Source organism: Streptomyces sp. NPDC047130 (assembly GCF_040643475.1).
In the GTDB taxonomy this organism is placed as follows: domain Bacteria; phylum Actinomycetota; class Actinomycetes; order Streptomycetales; family Streptomycetaceae; genus Streptomyces.
The window spans coordinates 241,221-257,523 of record NZ_JBEYUK010000003.1 but is presented as its reverse complement, the minus strand read 5'-3'; the positions used below and the strand labels follow the sequence as shown (position 1 = coordinate 257,523).

At 74.1% G+C, this 16,303-nt stretch carries 15 protein-coding genes; 7 read left to right on the top strand and 8 right to left on the bottom strand.

Features of this window, described 5'->3' with window-relative positions:
* Window positions 1-132: 132 nt before the first annotated feature.
* Together ABZ836_RS06320 and ABZ836_RS06315 are read right to left on the bottom strand one after the other, a co-directional pair.
* Window positions 133-2,220 carry a SpoIIE family protein phosphatase gene (locus tag ABZ836_RS06320; RefSeq protein WP_361139867.1) on the bottom strand — a complete coding sequence of 696 codons (2,088 nt, stop codon included), beginning with the start codon at window positions 2,218-2,220 and terminating at the stop codon, window positions 133-135.
* Between the two features lie 88 nt (window positions 2,221-2,308).
* Window positions 2,309-2,782: a MarR family transcriptional regulator gene (locus ABZ836_RS06315; RefSeq protein ID WP_361139864.1), complete on the bottom strand. Its 474-nt coding sequence runs from the start codon at window positions 2,780-2,782 to the stop codon at window positions 2,309-2,311.
* A gap of 111 nt (window positions 2,783-2,893) precedes the next feature.
* On the opposite strand from ABZ836_RS06315, the gene ABZ836_RS06310 reads away from it, so the two are divergent.
* A complete protein-coding gene (locus ABZ836_RS06310; RefSeq protein ID WP_361139862.1) occupies window positions 2,894-3,250 on the top strand; it encodes an HGxxPAAW family protein in 357 nt (118 codons plus the stop codon).
* Window positions 3,251-3,321: 71 nt separating this feature from the next.
* On the opposite strand, the gene ABZ836_RS06305 is transcribed toward ABZ836_RS06310, so the two are convergent.
* The 4 genes from ABZ836_RS06305 to ABZ836_RS06290 form a co-directional block, all read right to left on the bottom strand.
* Window positions 3,322-4,332 (bottom strand): phosphotransferase, encoded by a 1,011-nt coding sequence (locus ABZ836_RS06305; protein ID WP_361139859.1) that lies wholly within the window; start codon window positions 4,330-4,332, stop codon window positions 3,322-3,324.
* Entirely contained in the window at window positions 4,329-4,835 is a 507-nt protein-coding gene (locus ABZ836_RS06300; RefSeq protein ID WP_356127781.1) for an NUDIX hydrolase, read from the bottom strand. The genes ABZ836_RS06305 and ABZ836_RS06300 overlap by 4 nt, the downstream gene beginning before the upstream one ends.
* Before the next feature lie 172 nt (window positions 4,836-5,007).
* Window positions 5,008-6,897: an ATP-binding cassette domain-containing protein gene (locus ABZ836_RS06295; protein WP_361139855.1), complete on the bottom strand. Its 1,890-nt coding sequence runs from the start codon at window positions 6,895-6,897 to the stop codon at window positions 5,008-5,010.
* 313 nt (window positions 6,898-7,210) lie between these two features.
* On the bottom strand, window positions 7,211-7,792 hold the full coding sequence (locus ABZ836_RS06290; RefSeq protein ID WP_361139851.1) for a snapalysin family zinc-dependent metalloprotease: 582 nt from the start codon (window positions 7,790-7,792) through the stop codon (window positions 7,211-7,213).
* Window positions 7,793-8,227: 435 nt separating this feature from the next.
* Between ABZ836_RS06290 and ABZ836_RS06285 the strand changes: the two genes are divergently transcribed.
* Window positions 8,228-9,571 (top strand): M14 family metallopeptidase, encoded by a 1,344-nt coding sequence (locus ABZ836_RS06285; protein WP_361139848.1) that lies wholly within the window; start codon window positions 8,228-8,230, stop codon window positions 9,569-9,571.
* Window positions 9,572-9,677: 106 nt separating this feature from the next.
* Here ABZ836_RS06285 and ABZ836_RS06280 read toward each other — a convergent pair whose 3' ends face one another.
* Window positions 9,678-10,430 carry an NAD(P)H-binding protein gene (locus ABZ836_RS06280; protein ID WP_361139845.1) on the bottom strand — a complete coding sequence of 251 codons (753 nt, stop codon included), beginning with the start codon at window positions 10,428-10,430 and terminating at the stop codon, window positions 9,678-9,680.
* Window positions 10,431-10,515: 85 nt separating this feature from the next.
* Here ABZ836_RS06280 and ABZ836_RS06275 point away from each other — a divergent pair, with 85 nt between their 5' ends.
* Window positions 10,516-10,989, top strand: coding sequence for an Rrf2 family transcriptional regulator (locus tag ABZ836_RS06275; protein ID WP_356127769.1), 474 nt, complete (start codon window positions 10,516-10,518; stop codon window positions 10,987-10,989).
* A gap of 36 nt (window positions 10,990-11,025) precedes the next feature.
* Here the strand turns inward: ABZ836_RS06275 and ABZ836_RS06270 are convergent, their stop codons facing one another.
* Complete coding sequence (locus ABZ836_RS06270) at window positions 11,026-11,826, bottom strand: SDR family NAD(P)-dependent oxidoreductase (protein WP_361139842.1); 801 nt, start codon at window positions 11,824-11,826, stop codon at window positions 11,026-11,028.
* A 135-nt stretch (window positions 11,827-11,961) separates the two neighbouring features.
* Here ABZ836_RS06270 and ABZ836_RS06265 point away from each other — a divergent pair, with 135 nt between their 5' ends.
* From ABZ836_RS06265 to ABZ836_RS06250, 4 genes are all read left to right on the top strand, one after another.
* Complete coding sequence (locus ABZ836_RS06265) at window positions 11,962-12,762, top strand: HEAT repeat domain-containing protein (RefSeq protein WP_361139839.1); 801 nt, start codon at window positions 11,962-11,964, stop codon at window positions 12,760-12,762.
* Between the two features lie 3 nt (window positions 12,763-12,765).
* Window positions 12,766-13,821, top strand: a complete 1,056-nt coding sequence (locus tag ABZ836_RS06260; RefSeq protein ID WP_361139836.1) for a HEAT repeat domain-containing protein — start codon at window positions 12,766-12,768, stop codon at window positions 13,819-13,821.
* Between the two features lie 43 nt (window positions 13,822-13,864).
* Window positions 13,865-14,374 (top strand): GNAT family N-acetyltransferase, encoded by a 510-nt coding sequence (locus ABZ836_RS06255; protein ID WP_356127760.1) that lies wholly within the window; start codon window positions 13,865-13,867, stop codon window positions 14,372-14,374.
* 268 nt (window positions 14,375-14,642) lie between these two features.
* Entirely contained in the window at window positions 14,643-16,217 is a 1,575-nt protein-coding gene (locus tag ABZ836_RS06250) for a PQQ-dependent sugar dehydrogenase (protein WP_361139833.1), read from the top strand.
* Window positions 16,218-16,303: the final 86 nt, after the last annotated feature.

Below are 16,303 nucleotides of genomic sequence, written 5' to 3'. Positions count from 1 at the left end.
GTAGCCCGCGGATCACGGGCGGGCAAGAGGTCTAGACAAAACAGGTCTAGACAAATCCGCGCCGGTCCGGGTCGGCCAGGTCCGAACGAGTCGTCCAGGTCCGAACGAGTCGTCCAGGTCCGACCGAGTCGGTCAGGTCAGGTCCGGGAAGAGGTCCGCCGCCGGCTGCTCGGCCCCCAGCTTCTGCTCCGACCAGATGGTCTTGTCGTGCCGGCTGTGCCGCACGCCCCAGCGCTCGCTGAACTTCATCACGATGAACAGCCCCCGGCCCCCCTCGTCGCTCTCCCGCGCCTGACGCAGGTGCGGGCTGGCGCTGCTGCGGTCGGTGACCTCCGACAGCAGGCGGTGGTCGTCGTGGATGAGGCGCAGCAGGATCGGGCCCTTGCCGTACCGGATGGCGTTGGTGACCAGCTCGCTGACGATCAGTTCGGTGGTGTACGAGATCTCCTCCAGTCCCCACGCGCCGAGCTGCTGCTCCACCAGGCGGCGGGCGGTGGCGACCACGGAGGACTCGGACGGGAGCGTCCACTCGGCGACCTGGTCCGGGGAGAGGGCGCCGACCCGTGCGAGGAGCAGGACGGCGTCGTCCTCTCCGGTGGGCGCCATGTGGTAGACGGCGGCGTCGCACAGTTGGCGCAGGGGCCGGTCGGTGGGCGCCAGGACGCGCTCCAGGTGCCGCCGCGCCAGCACCGGGTCGCTGTGGGTCGCCACCAGGCCGTTGGTGTAGAGGGCGAGCAGGCTTCCCTCGGGCAGCCGGTCGGTGACCGGCGTGTACGCGCGTCGGCCGCCCGCGCCGAGGGCCGGGCCTTCCGGCACGTCCAGGGGGCGGACGGATCCGTCGGGCCCCAGCACCACCGGGGCGACGTGGCCCGCCCGGACGGCGGTGCAGAGCTGGGACACCGGGTCGTAGACCGCGATCGCGCAGGTCGCCACCGAGCCGCCCGGGTCCGGGGCGGAGTGCTCCAGCTGGGCGGCCACCTCGTCCAGGTGGGTGAGCAGCTCCTCCGTCTCCAGGTCCTGGAGCGCCAGGGCACGCAGCGCGGTCCGCAGCTGCCCCATCGTGGCGGCCGCCTCGATGCCGTGGCCGATGACCTCGCCCACCACGAGGCCGACCCGCGCGCCGGACAGGGGGATCACGTCGAACCAGTCGCCGCCCGCGCTCTCCGGGAGGTAGACGTGGGCGGTCTCCGCGGCCGACATCCGCGGGACGGTCCCGGGCTGGAGCCGGCGCTGCAGCGTCGAGGCGATGGTGTGCTCGCACCGGTAGCTGCGGGCGTTGTCCAGGTGGGCCGCGGCGGTCAGGGCGGCCTGCCGGGCCACCTCGAGGTCGTCCGCCCCGAACGCGTCGGGCCGGTTCCGGTACACGGTGAGCAGCCCGAGCGTCGCCTCCCGGGCGATCAGCGGCGCCACGATCATCGAGTGCACGCCCGCCTCGAGCAGCGGGGCGAAGCCCTGCGGGTCCGTCGCGATCCACGGCTCGTCGACCCCCACGGACACCAGTCGGGGATGCGTGTCGTTGAGGACCTGGGTGTGCGGCGTGGGGAAGGGGAACGGGGCGCTGTCGCCCGGGTCGCGGACCCGTGCGTCGGCCGACGGCGGCTTGAACGCCGCCCGGCGCAGCGGGGTCTCCGAGGAGAGCGGCCCCACGGGCCGGTTGCGGTCGGGCGCCCCGTCGTCGACCAGGTCGACGCTCGCCGCGTCGGCGAACCGGGGGACCAGGGCCTCCACCAGTTCGTGCGCCGTGGCCTCCTCCTCGAGGGTGGAGCCGACCGACCTGTGGACCTCCCCGAGGACGGCCAGCCGCTCGGAGGCCGCGTGCCGTTCCGTGACGTCCTCGACGACCGCCACCAGGCCGGGCGCCCCGGCCTGCCCGCCGTGCCCGGCCCGCCCGGGGTGCCGCAGGGGGAACAGGGACACCTCCAGCGCCAGCGTGACGCCGGGTTCGGAGGGCGCCCGGCCGCGGATCAGCCGCCCGCGGACCGCGACGCCACGGGCTGACACCTCGTCGAAGAGAGCAATCAGTTCCCGCCGGTCGAAGCCGGGGGCGAACTCGTCGAGGCCGCGGCCGACGACGTTCTCGGTCCGCAGTCCCCGCACGCCCCGCCCGGACGGGGTGCAGCGCACCACCCGCCGCTCGGCGTCGAACACGAACATCCCCTGGGGGGAGTCGCCGAGCAGCGCGTTGAGGACCATCGAGTCGTCGGCGTGCCCGGCCTCCATCGCGCTCCCTTCCCGCACCTCTCCGTCCCACCCTCCACCATCGGCCGGGCGCGGCAACTCGGGCGCGGGCGATCGGGCGGAGCGCCGGCTACTTCTCCCGGATCTCGTCGAGCGAGTCCTGCATCGCCGCGTGCGCGCGGACGAACCAGTCGGCGAGGACGGCCGTCTCGTCGGCGGTGTAGTCGGCGAAGAGCGCGCCCAGCCGTTCGTAGTGCGGGCCGTACACGGCGAAGACGCGGGCCGCGGCCGACGCGTCGAGGGCGACGCGGACGCGCCGGCGGTCGTGCGGGTCGGGCTGCCGGTGGACGTAGCCGGCTCGTTCCAGACGGTTCAGCACGCCGGTCACGGCGCCCGTGGTGATGTTCGCGCGCTCGGCCAGATCTCCGGCGGCCAGGTGCCGCGTTCCGGCGCCGATGATGTGGCCGAGGCAGGTCAGGTCGGTGACGTTCAGCCCCAGCCGCTGGGCGATGTCGTGCTGGGAGACGAGGGCGAGGGCGATCAACCTGTCCATGGCATCCAGTGCCTGCTGCGGCGTCGCCTCGGGACGGGGCTTGCCCTCCATCGCGATTCTCCTTACGATCTAAGCTACTTAGCTCGTGAGCTAAATTGTCCGGTGCTCGAAGCGAAGATACAGACGCGCCCGACCGAAGGGGGAACGCGGAACGTGAGCGGCATGCATGGTGGCTACGATCTCGGTCACACCGTCGCCGGATGGGCCGGTGCCTGCCTCGCCCTCGCCGGGTTCGCCTTCTCCGGCGCGGCCATGGTCGCGGGGTGGCCCGCCGGGTTCTGGCTCGGCCTCGGCGTGGTCGCCCTAGCTGTCCTCCTGGCCTGGGCGCTGCACCTGGCCGGCTGGGGAAAGCCCGGCGGACCGCGCCCGCCCGTCGACCAGCCCTGGCGCACGAGGGACCGGGCGGCCGCAGAAGGACACCCGGACTGCTGGGGCTGCCGCCTGGCGGGGCGCGGGCGTCGTCGCCATGTCGAACTCCCGCTCGGACCGGTGCGGCAGCCGGTCACCGAGGTCCCCTGAGGCGGGTCGCCGGGGCGGGCGGGGCGGCGACCGCCGCGTCATCCCCGCCCCGGCCGGCTCCCCGCGAGGCGTCAGGTGCTCCCGCGCACGATCTCCTCGGCCTCCTCCAGACGGTCGAGCATGATCAGCGCGGCCTCGTGCCGGGCCTTGGCGTAGACGCGGAGCGACTCGTCCACCGCCTCGGGGTGGTCCAGCGGCTCGGCGAGGGGATAGGTCGAGGCGAGGGCGCAGGCGCAGCCCAGCCGGACGGTGGCGGCGAGGTCGTCGACGCGCGCGGCGGGATGCTCCTGCCGGTAGGCGGCGAGGAGCCGGGGAAGGCCCTCGAGCCAGTGGTCGCCCAGGAGGACGGTCCGCGGGTCGAGACCGATCCGGGCGATCTCCCAGGTGGTGAAGCGGGGCCGGGGCGGCGAGAAGTCGATCACGGCCGCCACCTCGTCGCCGCGCAGCAGGAGATTGGGGGAGGCGAGGTCCCCGTGGACGATCTGGTGGGTCAGCGGCGGAAGGCCCGCCAGCAGCGCGACGGCCCGGCCGAGCAGGTCCCGCCGCTGCTCGGCGGCCTCCAGGGCCCACGCCTCGAACGGGTCCGCGGGGCCGCGGCGGCGGTACTCCGCGATCATCCGGTCGAACCGCGCCCGGTTGCGCCGCACCGGGGACGCCTCCCGGCCCGGGCGCAGGGCGGGCACGGCGGCGGGATGCGTGGCCAGGTGGCGGTGGAGCCGCCCCAGCGCGGCGCCGACGGCCGGCCAGCGGGCCCCGGTCAGACCGCCCTCGGCCGTCCCGGCATCGGTCACCCAGGTCCACAGGGACATCCGCAGGGGTTCCACGGTGATCCGCCCGCCGTCGCGCGTGCGGCGCACCTCGGGTACCGGTACGCCGCCCGCACGGGCGAACTCGGCCAGTTCCATCGCGGCCAGCTCCGGTTCCAGCGCCCCCGGGGCGCGGTACACCTTGGCGAACCAGGTTCCGCCGTCCTGGTCGGTGACGCGGTAGTTGGCCGTGGCGGTGCCGGCGGGGACACGGACGGCCTCGGCCGCCTCCAGGCCGTAGGCCCGCCGGAGCGTCGCGCCCAGGAGGCCGTTCACCGGTCCTCCCAGTCCCACGTCTCGAAGTAGGCGGTGGCGCCGGTGCGGCGCGCCTCCAGCAGGGCCTCGAGACGGAGCAGGTCCCGCGGCGGCACGAGCGGACGCCAGGCGTCGAGCGGGAGGGCGCGGGCGTCGTCGTGCTCCCCGGGGTCCAGGACGATGTCGCGCAGTTGCCGGCGGGTGAGCCGGCCGGCGTCGAACACGAAGCCCACCGTGCTGTACGGCCACGCGGGCCCGGGCAGGCCGTAGACGGTCGCGAGCAGGCGCGGTGGACCGGGGTAGGAGATGCCGGTCTCCTCCGCGCACTCGCGCAGCGCGGTGCGCCACGGCCGCTCGCCCGGTTCCATGGCGCCACCGGGAAGCTGCCAGGGGTGGAACTCCGAGTACACGGAGTGGAGTTGCAGGGGGTTGTCGTCCTCGTCGGTGAAGAACAGGCAGGCGAAGCCGGTCGCCTTCATCAGGGTCTCGGCGTACTGCTCGGGCGGAAGCCAGGTCGGGGTCACGGGGTCCCTTCCGTCGACGCGGTGGCGGTGCGCGGGTGTGTGCGCGTGCCCTCCGCCAGTTGAACCCCGTCGGGGGCCTGCTCACCAGGGCGCATGGAGCGCGCGGGGGGCGCCGGGGGAGTCCCGCACGGTCGCGGGCGGGCTCCCCCGGGCGGCGGTGGGCGCGGGCGGGTCAGCGGTCCTGGGAGAGGCGGAGCAGTTCGGCGAAGGTTCCGCCCGCGTGGACGAGGTCGTCCCAGCGGCCCTGTTCGGTGATCCGGCCCTGCTCCATGACGACGATGTGGTCGGCGATCCTGGTGTTCTCCAGACGGTGGGTCACCACGATGGTGATGCGGTCCGCGGCGATCGCCTTGATCCGCTCGAAGATCTGGTGCTCCCCGCGCGGGTCCATCTGGGAGGTGGGTTCGTCGAGGATCAGCAGCGCGGGGCGGCGGTAGAGGGCCCGGGAGCAGGCGATGCGCTGCCACTGGCCGCCGGAGAGTTCGGTCCCGCCGAAGGTGTCGCGGGACAGGAGGGTGTCCAGGCCGGAGGGGAGCGCCTCGACCGCCTCGCGCAGGCCGACGGCGTCGACGGCCTCCCACACGGCGTCGTCGTCGTGCGTGCGGGGCTGGCCGAGGGTGACGTTCTCGCGGACCCGCAGCGGCCACTGGGCGAAGATCTGGGGGACCAGGCCGGTGTGGGCCCACACCGTGGCCGGGTCGGTGTCGGCGAGGTCGGTGCCGTTCCAGGTCACCCGTCCCTTGTCGGGGAGGTAGATGCCGGTGAGCAGCCGGGTGAGGGTCGACTTCCCGGAGCCGTTCGCCCCGACGATCGCGAGGATCCGGCCGCGTCGCAGGGTGAGGGAGACGCCGGACACGGCGGTCGCCTCCTTGCCGGGGTAGCGGTAGGAGACCTCCTCGAGCCTGATCTCCTCGACCGGCGCGGAGAGCCGGTGGGGTCCGCGGCGCGGGGCCCGGGCGGTGGCGTCGTCGAGGAACGCCTGCAGGTCGCCCAGGTACAGGCTGGTGTGGAAGACCGCGGCGCCGTTGACGACCACCTGGGAGAGCGCGGCGAGGGTGGTCTGGACGGCGATCACCGCCGTGGCGGCGACCGCGAGGTCGATCCGGCCCGAGATCGCCAGCCAGGCCAGGGCGCCCCAGGTCGCGACGAGGAACACGCCGCCGGCGAGCGCCGCGAGCAGCGCGATGCGCAGGGTCCGCGGCGCGGCGGCCAGGGTGCGCCGGTCGCAACGCTCGGACAGGGCCCGGTACCAGTGGACGAGGTAGTCGGTCATGGAGTTGGCGCGGACCTCGTCGCCGTACTTGGAGGTGGTCGCCCACCAGCGCATCATGCCGCGCACGTTCCGGTCGGCGATGTTGGCGTAGTGGATCTCGTAGTCGACCCGGGCCGTCAGGACGGCGCCGACCCCCGCCGGCAGCACGGCCAGCAGGAGCAGCGGCAGCAGCAGCGGGTTCAGCACCGAGAGCACGCCGCCGGCGGTGACCATGCGGATCAGCGCGGCCGTGAACCGCTGGGCGTCGGCGACCATGACCTGGGTGCGGATGACGCCCATCTCGGCCGCCTCCTGCCGGTCGGAGAACCCGCCCTCCGCGTACACCGCCGCCTCGACCCGGCACACCGCCTCGACCAGGGCGCTGTCCGTGCGCGTGGTCAGCAGCGGAGTGATCCGCCGGTCGGCGTACGCGGCCACCGCCGTGGCGCAGCGGGTCAGGGCGGCCACGACCCCCGCCACCAGCAGGGCGGGGAGGGCCGCGCCCAGCCTGTCGGCGGCGGAGCCGTCCCCGAGGAGCGGAGTCATGGCGCGGGCGGTGGCGGTCAGCAGCACCGCGGCGGACACGCCGGTGACGACCTGGCAGCCGAGCAGGAGCTGCACGGCGCGGCGGTCGGTCCGCCAGGCGAGTTGGAGGATCCGGCCCAGCACCGCGGGAATGCGGGCGCACATCCGCCGGAACGAGGCCTCGGCCAGCGGATTGACGGAGTAGTGCCCCTGGTAGGTGATCTCCGCGGGGGGTGGCGGAGGGGGTGGGGTGTCCTGCTGTTCGTTCGTGGCAGCCGAGGTCAACGTGGAGCCCCCTGACGGTCGTCCGGTGTGGTCGTGAGGCTCAACGACCCCGACCGCGAGTCGAACACATGTGTTTCGGTCGCTCCGGAAATCCCGGAAACGGAGGCGTGGCGGAGCATGGAGGATGCATCCACCCGCCCCCGTCACGGGACGGCAGGGGGAACGGGGGTGGCCGAAACGCCGACGCTGACCGGACGGGCCCGGCCTGACGCGCCCGGCCTGGCCGCGCCGAAGTGCCGCCAGCCGTCGGGGCCACGGGGCCACGGGGCCACGGGGCTACGGGATCGGTCAGGTCAGGTCAGGTGAGGCCAGGTCAGCCGGCGTCGGCCAGGACGCGTCCGTCCGCCGGAACGCGGGAGGCGAAGCCGCCGTAGTAGGACTCGACCCGGGACCGCTCGGTCAGGTTCGGGACCGCGTTGGTGCAGCTGACGCCCGCGGTGGAGCCGGACATCAGCTGGGAGCAGGGGCCCGGCTTGGTGTCGGGCAGGCCGAGGCTGTGGCCGAGCTCGTGGGCGGCGATGCGGGTCTTGTTGTAGCCCTGGGCGACGGCCTGGCTGCCGAGTTCGACGCGCACCTGACCGCCCGGGCGCACCGGTCCGAGCATCGCCTGCGGCCAGCCGCTGGTGGCGACGATCACGATCTCGGCGCGGGTGCCGGGCGCGGCCTCGACCAGCTGGACGTTGTCGACGGTCTGGTTCCAGGAGGCGACTCCCGCGGCAACGGCCGCCTCCCAGCCCGCGGCCCGGCTGTCGTCGTAGCGGAGGGTCACCGCCGCGGAGTGCACCTCTCCGGCCGACGCGGGCGCGGGTGCGGGTGCGGCGTGGGCGGCGGTCGCCGCGGCCAGGGTGGCGGCGACGGCGGTGCCGACCGCCTTGAGCCACAAGGACTTCTGCATGGCTGGCTGTCCCTTCGTCGTGGGGGCCCGCTCCGGCTCGTGACCGGGACGGGGTGAGGGGCGCGCCGCCGGGTGGGACCGGGCGCGGCCCGGATGGAGCGTCAAGGAGCCTGCCCAGCGGGACCGCCAAGGCATGCTCATGCCATGCGGATTGGCCGGAAGGGGCGGGTGCGCCGGGTCGTTCGCCGTGCGGGCCGGAGGCGGAGGGCGCAGGCCCTCAGGGTGGAGGGCCGCCGTGGCGGCCACCTCGCGGCCGCGGGCCGGTTCAGGTCAGGGCATCCGGATTCCGCCCTTGACCAGGGCATGCCGTTTCCCCACGATGAGCGCCACACCCGTACCGGCATGTCGTACGCGCGTGTCACACCCCGGCACGACCCCCGCTCCACTCCCCAGAGCCGGAACAATCCGGAACTCCAGGAGAAAAGAGGAGACTTCATGCGACTCACCCACCGCGGACAGGGCGTCCGAAGCCGCAGACGCACCGCCGCCCTCGCCGCCGTGCTGGCCCTCGCGCTCGCGGCCCCCGTCTCGGCCGTGGCCGACGACAGTCCCGCGGCGCAGACGCAGGCCGTGGAAGAGGTCCGCCAGTACGAGATCCACCTGCACTCCACCGCGGAGGACCGCACCGCGCTGCAGCGCGCCGGCGTCACCGTCGACGAGGTCCACGGGCACGGCGTGGTCGTCTCCGGCCGCCCCGGCCAGATCAAGAAGCTGCGCGCGCAGGGCTACGACATCACGCCGCTCGGCCAGGTGCCCGACCGGTCCGCCGGCGAGGACGAGGTCCGCCCCCTCGACTTCCCGTCCGCGGACTCCCGCTACCACAACTACGCCGAGATGAAGGCCGAGATCGACGCGATCGTCCGGGCCAACCCGCAGATCGCCTCCCAGCGGGTCATCGGCACCTCCTACCAGGGGCGCGACATCGTCGCCGTGAAGATCAGCGACAACGTCGCCACCGACGAGGCGGAGCCGGAGGTGCTGTTCACCCACCACCAGCACGCCCGCGAGCACCTCACCGTCGAGATGGCGCTCTACCTGCTCCGCGAGCTGACCGGCGACTACGGCACCGACTCGCGGGTCACCAACATGGTGAACGGGCGCGAGATCTGGATCCTCCCGGACCTCAACCCGGACGGCGGCGAGTACGACATCGCGAGCGGCTCCTACCGCTCGTGGCGCAAGAACCGCCAGCCCAACTCCGGCTCCTCCTACGTCGGTACCGACCTGAACCGCAACTGGAACTACCGGTGGGGCTGCTGCGGGGGCTCGTCGGCCTCACCGTCCTCCGACACCTACCGAGGCACGGCCGGCGAGTCGGCCAAGGAGGTCAAGGTGGTCGCCGACTTCGTGCGCAGCCGCGTGGTGGGCGGGAAGCAGCAGATCACGGCGGGCGTCGACTTCCACACCTACAGCGAGCTGGTGCTCTGGCCGTACGGCTACACCTACTCCGACACCGCGGCCGGCATGACGGCCGACGACCGCAACGCCTTCGCCGCTGTGGGGCAGAAGATGGCGGCCAGCAACGGCTACACCGCCCAGCAGTCCAGCGACCTGTACGTCACGGACGGGTCGATCAACGACTACCTCTGGGGCGTGCACAAGATCTTCTCGTACACCTTCGAGATGTACCCGGCCTCCAGCTCCGGCGGCGGGTTCTACCCGCCCGACGAGGTGATCGATCGGGAGACCGCGCGCAACCGTGACGCGGTGCTGCAGTTGCTGGAGAACGCGGACTGCATGTACCGGTCCATCGGGAAGCAGGCGCAGTACTGCGCCTAGGCGCCCCCGTCGCCCGATCGCCCCGTCGCCCCGTCACCGGTCGTCCCGCCGGGGGCCGAGGGTCCTTCCCGCCGCGCGTCCGGCGGCGGGGAGGACCGCGGTGGTGTCACCGCTGCCCGGCGAGCCACTCGTCGAAGGTGGTCGGTGCGATCCGGGCGTCCTCGCCCGGCAGCATGACCTCGCCGGCCATCTCCGTGCCGAACAGCCCGGTCCAGGTGGGCACCAGCCTGACCGTGCGGCCGCGCGCCTCGTTGGTGCGCCGGGCCATGTCGACCAGGTCCTGCGGCTCGGGGCCGGCGATGTCGCGGTACAGCCCCCGCGGTTCCCCCACGGCGATCTCGGCGAGGATCTCGGCCACGTCCGCGGGGGCGATCGGCTGGAGCAGCAGCGGAGCGACCGTCGCGGCGCCGTCCCGCTCGGTCCAGCTCGTCACCATCGCGGCGAAGTCGTGGAACTGGGTGGCCCGAACGATCGTCCACGGCACCGGGCCGCCGGACACCAGGCGCTCCTGCTCGCGCTTGCCCGCGTAGTGCGCGTTGCCCTCGACGCGGTCCAGGCAGGCGATCGAGAGCAGGACGTGGTGGCGCACGCCGGCCCGCGCCGCGGCGGCGAGCAGGTTGCGGGTGGTGGTGCCGAAGTAGGCCACCGCCTCCTCGCGGTCGGTGGCCGTGCCGTTGGTGGCGTCCACCACGGCCTCGACCCCCTCCAGGGCGGCGTCGAGACCCTCTCCCGTGGTCAGGTCCACCCCCAGGGAGCGGCTGACCCGCACGACCTGGTGCCCGGACCGCTCCAGGGCGGCGACGGTGAGGGCTCCGATGTTGCCGGTGGCTCCGGCCACGGCGATCCGCATGGCTGACATGACGACCTCTCCTCTGTCTCGCGTGCCGGTGCGACGCTATCTCGGACAATACAGGTCTGCAATGTCTTTGATTAGGATCGGGGGCATGAAGCTGCCTGTGAGCACCGAATGGCTGTTGCACTGCGCCACCTCGCTGGCGCAGCTCGAAGCGGGAGCCACCGCGTCCGCGGCGCAGCTCGCCCAGTACTACGACCTCCCGGCCCCGTACCTCGCCAAGCAGCTCCAGTCGCTGGTGAAGGCCGGCGTGCTGGCCGCGACGACCGGCCCGCGCGGCGGGTTCCGGCTGGCCCGGCCCGCCTCCGAGATCACCCTGCTGCAGATCGTTGAGGCGGTCGACGGCGCGTCGTCGCCCTACGAGTGCCGCGAGATCCGGATGCGGGGGAAGGGCGCGCTGCCCGCCGAGGAGTGCCGGAACCCCTGCGTGCTGGCCGCGAAGATGGCCGAGGCCCACGAGGCGTGGCGCGGCACCCTAGCCGGGACGACCCTCGAGGAGATCCTCGCCGCGCTGCCCCCGTCGGCCCCGGCCCGCACCCGCCTCCGGCTCACCGGCACGGCGTGACCGGCTCCGCGCGCCGTGCCCGCCGGTCCGCCGGGGTCAGGACGTGGCGAGCCCCCCGGCGGCATCACCGGCGACGGTCTCGCCGGTGATGCCGCCGAGGACCTCCAGCAGCCGTTCCTGGACCTCCGGGTCGTAGGCGGCCGGGTTGGCCCTCAGGGACACCCGGTGCTTGAGGTAGCGGCCGGTGACCAGCGCCTCCGGTTCGTCCGAGACGGCCAGCCACACCGGGGTCCCGGCCCCGTCCGGCAGCGCGTCCGTGGCGTCCGGACCCCCGAGCCGGGTACGGACCCAGCCGGGATCCACCGCGTTGACCACGGCGTCCGGCCACCTGCGCGCCACCGCGAACGCCAGGACGACGTCCATCAGCTTGCTGTCGGCGTAGGCCCGCATACCGTCCCACTCGCGCTTCTCCAGCGTCAGGTCGTCGAAGTCGAGGCGGCCCGCGGACTCCAGACCCGAGGTGAGGTACACCAGGCGCGCCGGCCGCGGGCAGAGCGCGGTCAGCAGGTAGGGCGCCACCACGTTCACCTGGAAGATCCGGCCCAGCCCGTCGGCGGTGACCTCGCGGCGGGACGCGCCGCCGCCCACGCCCGCGTTGTGGACCACCGCGTCGAACGGGCCCGCCGCGGTCACCTGGGCGGCCAGCGCGCGGGTGCCCTCCAGCGACGCGAGGTCGCCGGTCAGCACGGCTGCGGCGCCGGGCAGCGAGGCGCGCACCTGGGCCGCGCGCCGCTCGTCCCGGGCGTGGGCCACCACCCGGTGCCCGGCCTCGATCAGCACCCGGGCCGTCTCGTGGCCGATGCCCTGGGCCGAACCGGTGATGAAGACGCTGCGCACGATGCTTCCTCTCTGCCGAAGGATCCACGGGGCGGACCGTCGGGGCCCGCCTCGGGACGTGATCGCCGCCAGGATCCCGCGCCGGGACGCCACCTGGGGCCGGGGCGGGAGAACGAGCCGTTTGACCCTGACACGGTGGCAAGGTCTTCACTGGTCGCCGAGGAGGTGGTCCTGATGACGGTCACCAGGCACAACGCCGAGACGCCGACCACGGAGACGCAGGACGCGGGCCCGCGGGACGCGGAGACGCCGACCACGGAGACGCGGACCACGGGGACGCCGACCACGGGGACGGCCCGGGCGCTGCGGGCGCTGGAGGACGACCGCGCGTCCGTGCGGCTGAAGGCGGCGCTCGCGGTCGGCACCGCACCCGACCCGGACTTCGTCCCCCGGCTGATCGAACGGTGCGCGGTGGAGCCCGAGTTCTTCGTCCGCGACATGCTCACCTGGGCGCTCACCCGCCACCCGGTGAGCCTCACCCTGCCCGCGCTGCTCCGCGAACTCGGCGCCGGGCGGACGCAGGCGCGCAGCCAGGCCCTGCACACCCTGTCCAAGGTCGGCGACCGGCGGGCCTGGCCGGCGATCACCCACGCGCTGCTCACGGACCCCGAGGACGAGGTGGCGCGCAGCGCCTGGCGGGCCGCGGTGGTGCTCGCCCCGGAGGACGACCGGCCCGCACTGGCCGCGGTGCTGGCGACCCAGCTCGGCCGGGGCGGCCGGGAGACACAGCTCAGCCTCAGCCGTGCCCTGGTGGCGCTGGCGGGCGCCGCGGAACCGGCCCTGCTCGCCGCGGTCCGGGCCGACGACCCCGGCCGGCGCGCCCACGCGCTCGCCACCCGGATCCTGACGCGCGACCCGGACGCCGGGTTCGCGTTCGCCGTCGAGGAGGCGAAGCGCGTCGTGGCCCTCGACGGAGCGCCGGGCGGGGGAGCATAGACCGTGCTGATCGGCGAGGTGGCGAGACGGTCCGGGGTCAGTGCCCGCATGCTCCGGCACTACGAGTCGCTGGGACTGGTGCGCCCCTCGGGCCGCACCGGCTCCGGCTACCGGGAGTACGACGCGCAGGACATCCAGCGCATCTTCCAGATCGAGAGCCTGCGGTCGCTGGGCCTCTCCCTGCGGGAGATCGGGCGCGTCTTCGACGACCCCGGGTTCACGCCCTCCGCGCTGGTCGACGACCTCGTGCGCCGGACGCGGGAACGCATCGCCGCCGAGACCGAACTCCTCACCCGGCTGCGGCGGATCGACGCCGCGGACCCCGCCGGCTGGGAGGACGTGCTCCAGGTCGTCGCGCTGCTGCAGGCCCTCGGCTCGCAGAGCCCCGACACGCGCCAGCGCGCCGCGCTCTCCTCGGGCGACGCGGCGCCGGTGCCGGTGGACGCCCTGGTCGAAGCGGCGCTGGGCGAGACGGACCCGAACGTCGCCGGAGCCCTCCGCTGGGCGCTGGCGCGCTCCGGGGAGGGCGTCGCGGCCCTGTTGGCGGAAGGCCTCGGCTCACCGGTCCCCGCGGTGCGGGAACGTGCCGTCCTGGCCCTCGCGGAGAGCGAGGACGGCGGGGCGGCCGAACTCCTGCGGGACGCCCTGCGGAGCACCGACGACACGGTCCGCCGGCACGCCGCCCTCGCGCTCGGGACGCGCGGCGAGACCGCCGCCGTGCCGACGCTGGTGGACATGATCGTCGACGGGCGGAACGACACGGACGCGGCGGACGCGCTGGGCGCCCTCGCGGCGGACGCGGCGACCGCGGACCGGATCGCGGCGCTGCTCCTCGACCGCCTCGACCACGCCGACACCGGCGCGCCCGCCCGCGGACGGCTGACCCAGGCGCTGGCCGGCCTGCCGGGGCCGAGGGCCACGGACGCCCTGGCCGACCTGACGCACGACGCCGACCGCGCCGTGGCGCTGACCGCGACCTACCTGCTGCGGCTGCGGAAGTCCGAACGGCCCACCGCGGAGGGCGACCCGGAGCCGCCCGCGCCGCGTTTCCGCAGGTGAAAGTGGTTTGCCCGGGCCGCGCGCACCGGCTAGCTTCACCGCCGTGACCCCGAACCTGCGCACCGAGCGCCTGCGGCTGGAGCCCTACCGTCCCGAGGACGAGGACGACTTCGTCGCCCTGTTCCTCGACCCACGGGTCTCCCGGTGGATGGGCGACGGCCCGGCCCCCGAGGCCGACTACCGCGCGATGTTCGGACGCGTCTTCACCAAGGTCTACGCGCGGGAGCTCTTCGACGTCTGGGCCGTGCGGCAGGACGGCCGGCTGGTCGGTCACGCGGAGATCAAGCCGACCGAACAGGTGGGCGGCCATGAGATCGTCTACGCTCTCGCCCCTGACCTGTGGGGAGGAGGCCTCGGCACGGAACTGGCCGAGGCGATCGTCGCCCACGGCTTCGGCACGCTCGGCCTGGCGGAGGTGCACGCCACCGTCGCGGCGGCGAACACCGCCTCCACGGCCGTGCTGACGAGGATCGGCTTCGAACACGTGCGGGACGTGACCGAGGAGGACGGCACGGTCACCAGGGTGCTGACCCGCCGACAGACCGGCCCGTAGCGCCGCAGGGCGTGCGGCCGAGATCTGCGGACCACGCCACGAGGCACGACAGGAGGTCTGCCTCGGCCCGTTCGAGCACACCGACGACCGGCGCCGGTGACCGCGGGCCCGCGGTGCGTGGACATCGACGCGTAGGCGGCCTGGTATCGGGGCGGGAGAGGCACTAGCGTCCCGGCGGGGCACATCCGTAGTACCGGTGCGACAGCGGCCCGCCGCGGGCGGGCCCGCGCCGCGCCGCCCGTCCGCCGTTGACTGACTGGAGCCGTCCATGTTGAGAAGACGATTACCGCGCCGCTGGATCGGTCTGCTGCTCGCCCTCCCGCTCGCCGTGACCGGTCCGCTGTCCCTCCCCGCCGCCTCCGCCGAGGCCCCGCAGGCCGCGCGATCCGCGCAGGCCGCGGAGACGCGGGCCGCGGCTGCGGCGGTGCCGCCGCTGGAGGAGGTCACCGCCACCGCCACCCAGGTCGCCTTCGGCCTGCGCCGCCCCACCGCCCTCGTCGCGCCGAGCGACGGCACCAAGCGGCTGTTCATCACCGAGAAGTCCGGACGGGTCCGCGTCTACCAGCCGGACACCGGCCTCTCCGCGACCCCGCTGCTGGACATCGTCGACAAGGTCGACGAGTCGGGCAACGAGCGGGGTCTGCTCGGCATCGCGCTGCCGCCCGACTTCAACCAGAGCCAGAAGCTCTACCTCGCCTACACCGCGCTGCCCGACGGCGCGGTCACCCTGGCCCGCTACGGCCTCGCCGACGCGAAGCTGGAGGTGCTCCTGCAGCAGCCGCACGCCGACTACAGCAACCACAACGGCGGCCAGCTCGCCTTCGGCCCCGACGGCAAGCTGTACATGGCCATCGGCGACGGGGGCGGGTCCGGTGACCCGTTCGACACCGGCCAGCGCAAGGACACCCTGCTCGGCAAGATCCTCCGCCTCGACGTGAGCCGGAGTTGCGGCTCGCTCCCGTACTGCATCCCGGCCGACAACCCCTTCGCCGGCACCGCCGGCGCCCGGGGCGAGATCTGGCTCTGGGGCACCCGCAACCCGTGGAAGTTCTCCTTCGACCCGGCCGACGGGTCGATGTGGGTGGCCGACGTCGGCCAGGGCCGGTGGGAGGAGATCACCCACCTGACGCGCGCCGAGCAGGCGGGCGCGAACCTCGGCTGGTCCTGCTACGAGGGCCCGCAGGTCTTCGACGAGGCCCAGTGCGCCTCCGGCGCCCGCTACACCCCGCAGGACTTCTACTACTCGCCCTACAACGGCAACTGCGCGGTCATCGGCGGGCAGGTCTACCGCGGCAAGCAGTACGCCGACCTGGTCGGCGGCGCCTACATCGCCACCGACTACTGCTCGTCCCAGGTCTGGGCGCTGCGCCCCGACGGCAGCGGCGGCTTCCGCCAGGCCGACATCGGCGACCTGCCCACCCAGGTGACGGCCGTCGGCACCACCCAGGACGGTGAGTTCTACGTCGTCAACGACCTGCCCGGCGGCCTCCACAAGGTGTCGTTCGCACGCACCACGCCGCCCTGCAAGGTCGACGTGAAGAAGACCGCCTGGGGCACCGGCATGACGGTCGACCTCACCGTCACCAACACGGGCACCACGCCCGTGAACGGCTGGTCGCTGATGTTCCCGCTGCCCTACGGGCAGACGGTCACCTCCGACTGGAACACCGACCTGACCCGCCTCGGCGACATCCACACGGCGTCCGACGCCGACCACAACGCGGTGATCCCGCCGGGCGGTTCCGTCACCCTCGGGTACCTCGTCACGCACACCGGTGACACCTCCGCGCCGGGTCGCTTCACCCTCAACGAGGCGGCCTGCGCCCGCACCGGCAGCGGCTGACAGCCCGTGCGCCCGGGCCGGTCCACGGCGGACAGCCGCCCTGGACCGGCCCTCGCGGCGTCGGCGCGGCATCGGCGCGGCAGGAA

Excerpts from the sequence above, each read along its gene's own strand:
- ABZ836_RS06280 (WP_361139845.1), bottom strand. The coding sequence starts at position 10,430 with ATGTCAGCCATGCGGATCGCCGTGGCCGGAGCCACCGGCAACATCGGA.
- ABZ836_RS06320 (WP_361139867.1), bottom strand. The coding sequence starts at position 2,220 with ATGGAGGCCGGGCACGCCGACGACTCGATGGTCCTCAACGCGCTGCTC.
- ABZ836_RS06290 (WP_361139851.1), bottom strand. The coding sequence starts at position 7,792 with ATGCAGAAGTCCTTGTGGCTCAAGGCGGTCGGCACCGCCGTCGCCGCC.
- ABZ836_RS06310 (WP_361139862.1), top strand. The coding sequence starts at position 2,894 with ATGCATGGTGGCTACGATCTCGGTCACACCGTCGCCGGATGGGCCGGT.
- ABZ836_RS06275 (WP_356127769.1), top strand. The coding sequence starts at position 10,516 with ATGAAGCTGCCTGTGAGCACCGAATGGCTGTTGCACTGCGCCACCTCG.
- ABZ836_RS06250 (WP_361139833.1), top strand. The coding sequence starts at position 14,643 with ATGTTGAGAAGACGATTACCGCGCCGCTGGATCGGTCTGCTGCTCGCC.
- ABZ836_RS06285 (WP_361139848.1), top strand. The coding sequence starts at position 8,228 with ATGCGACTCACCCACCGCGGACAGGGCGTCCGAAGCCGCAGACGCACC.
- ABZ836_RS06315 (WP_361139864.1), bottom strand. The coding sequence starts at position 2,782 with ATGGAGGGCAAGCCCCGTCCCGAGGCGACGCCGCAGCAGGCACTGGAT.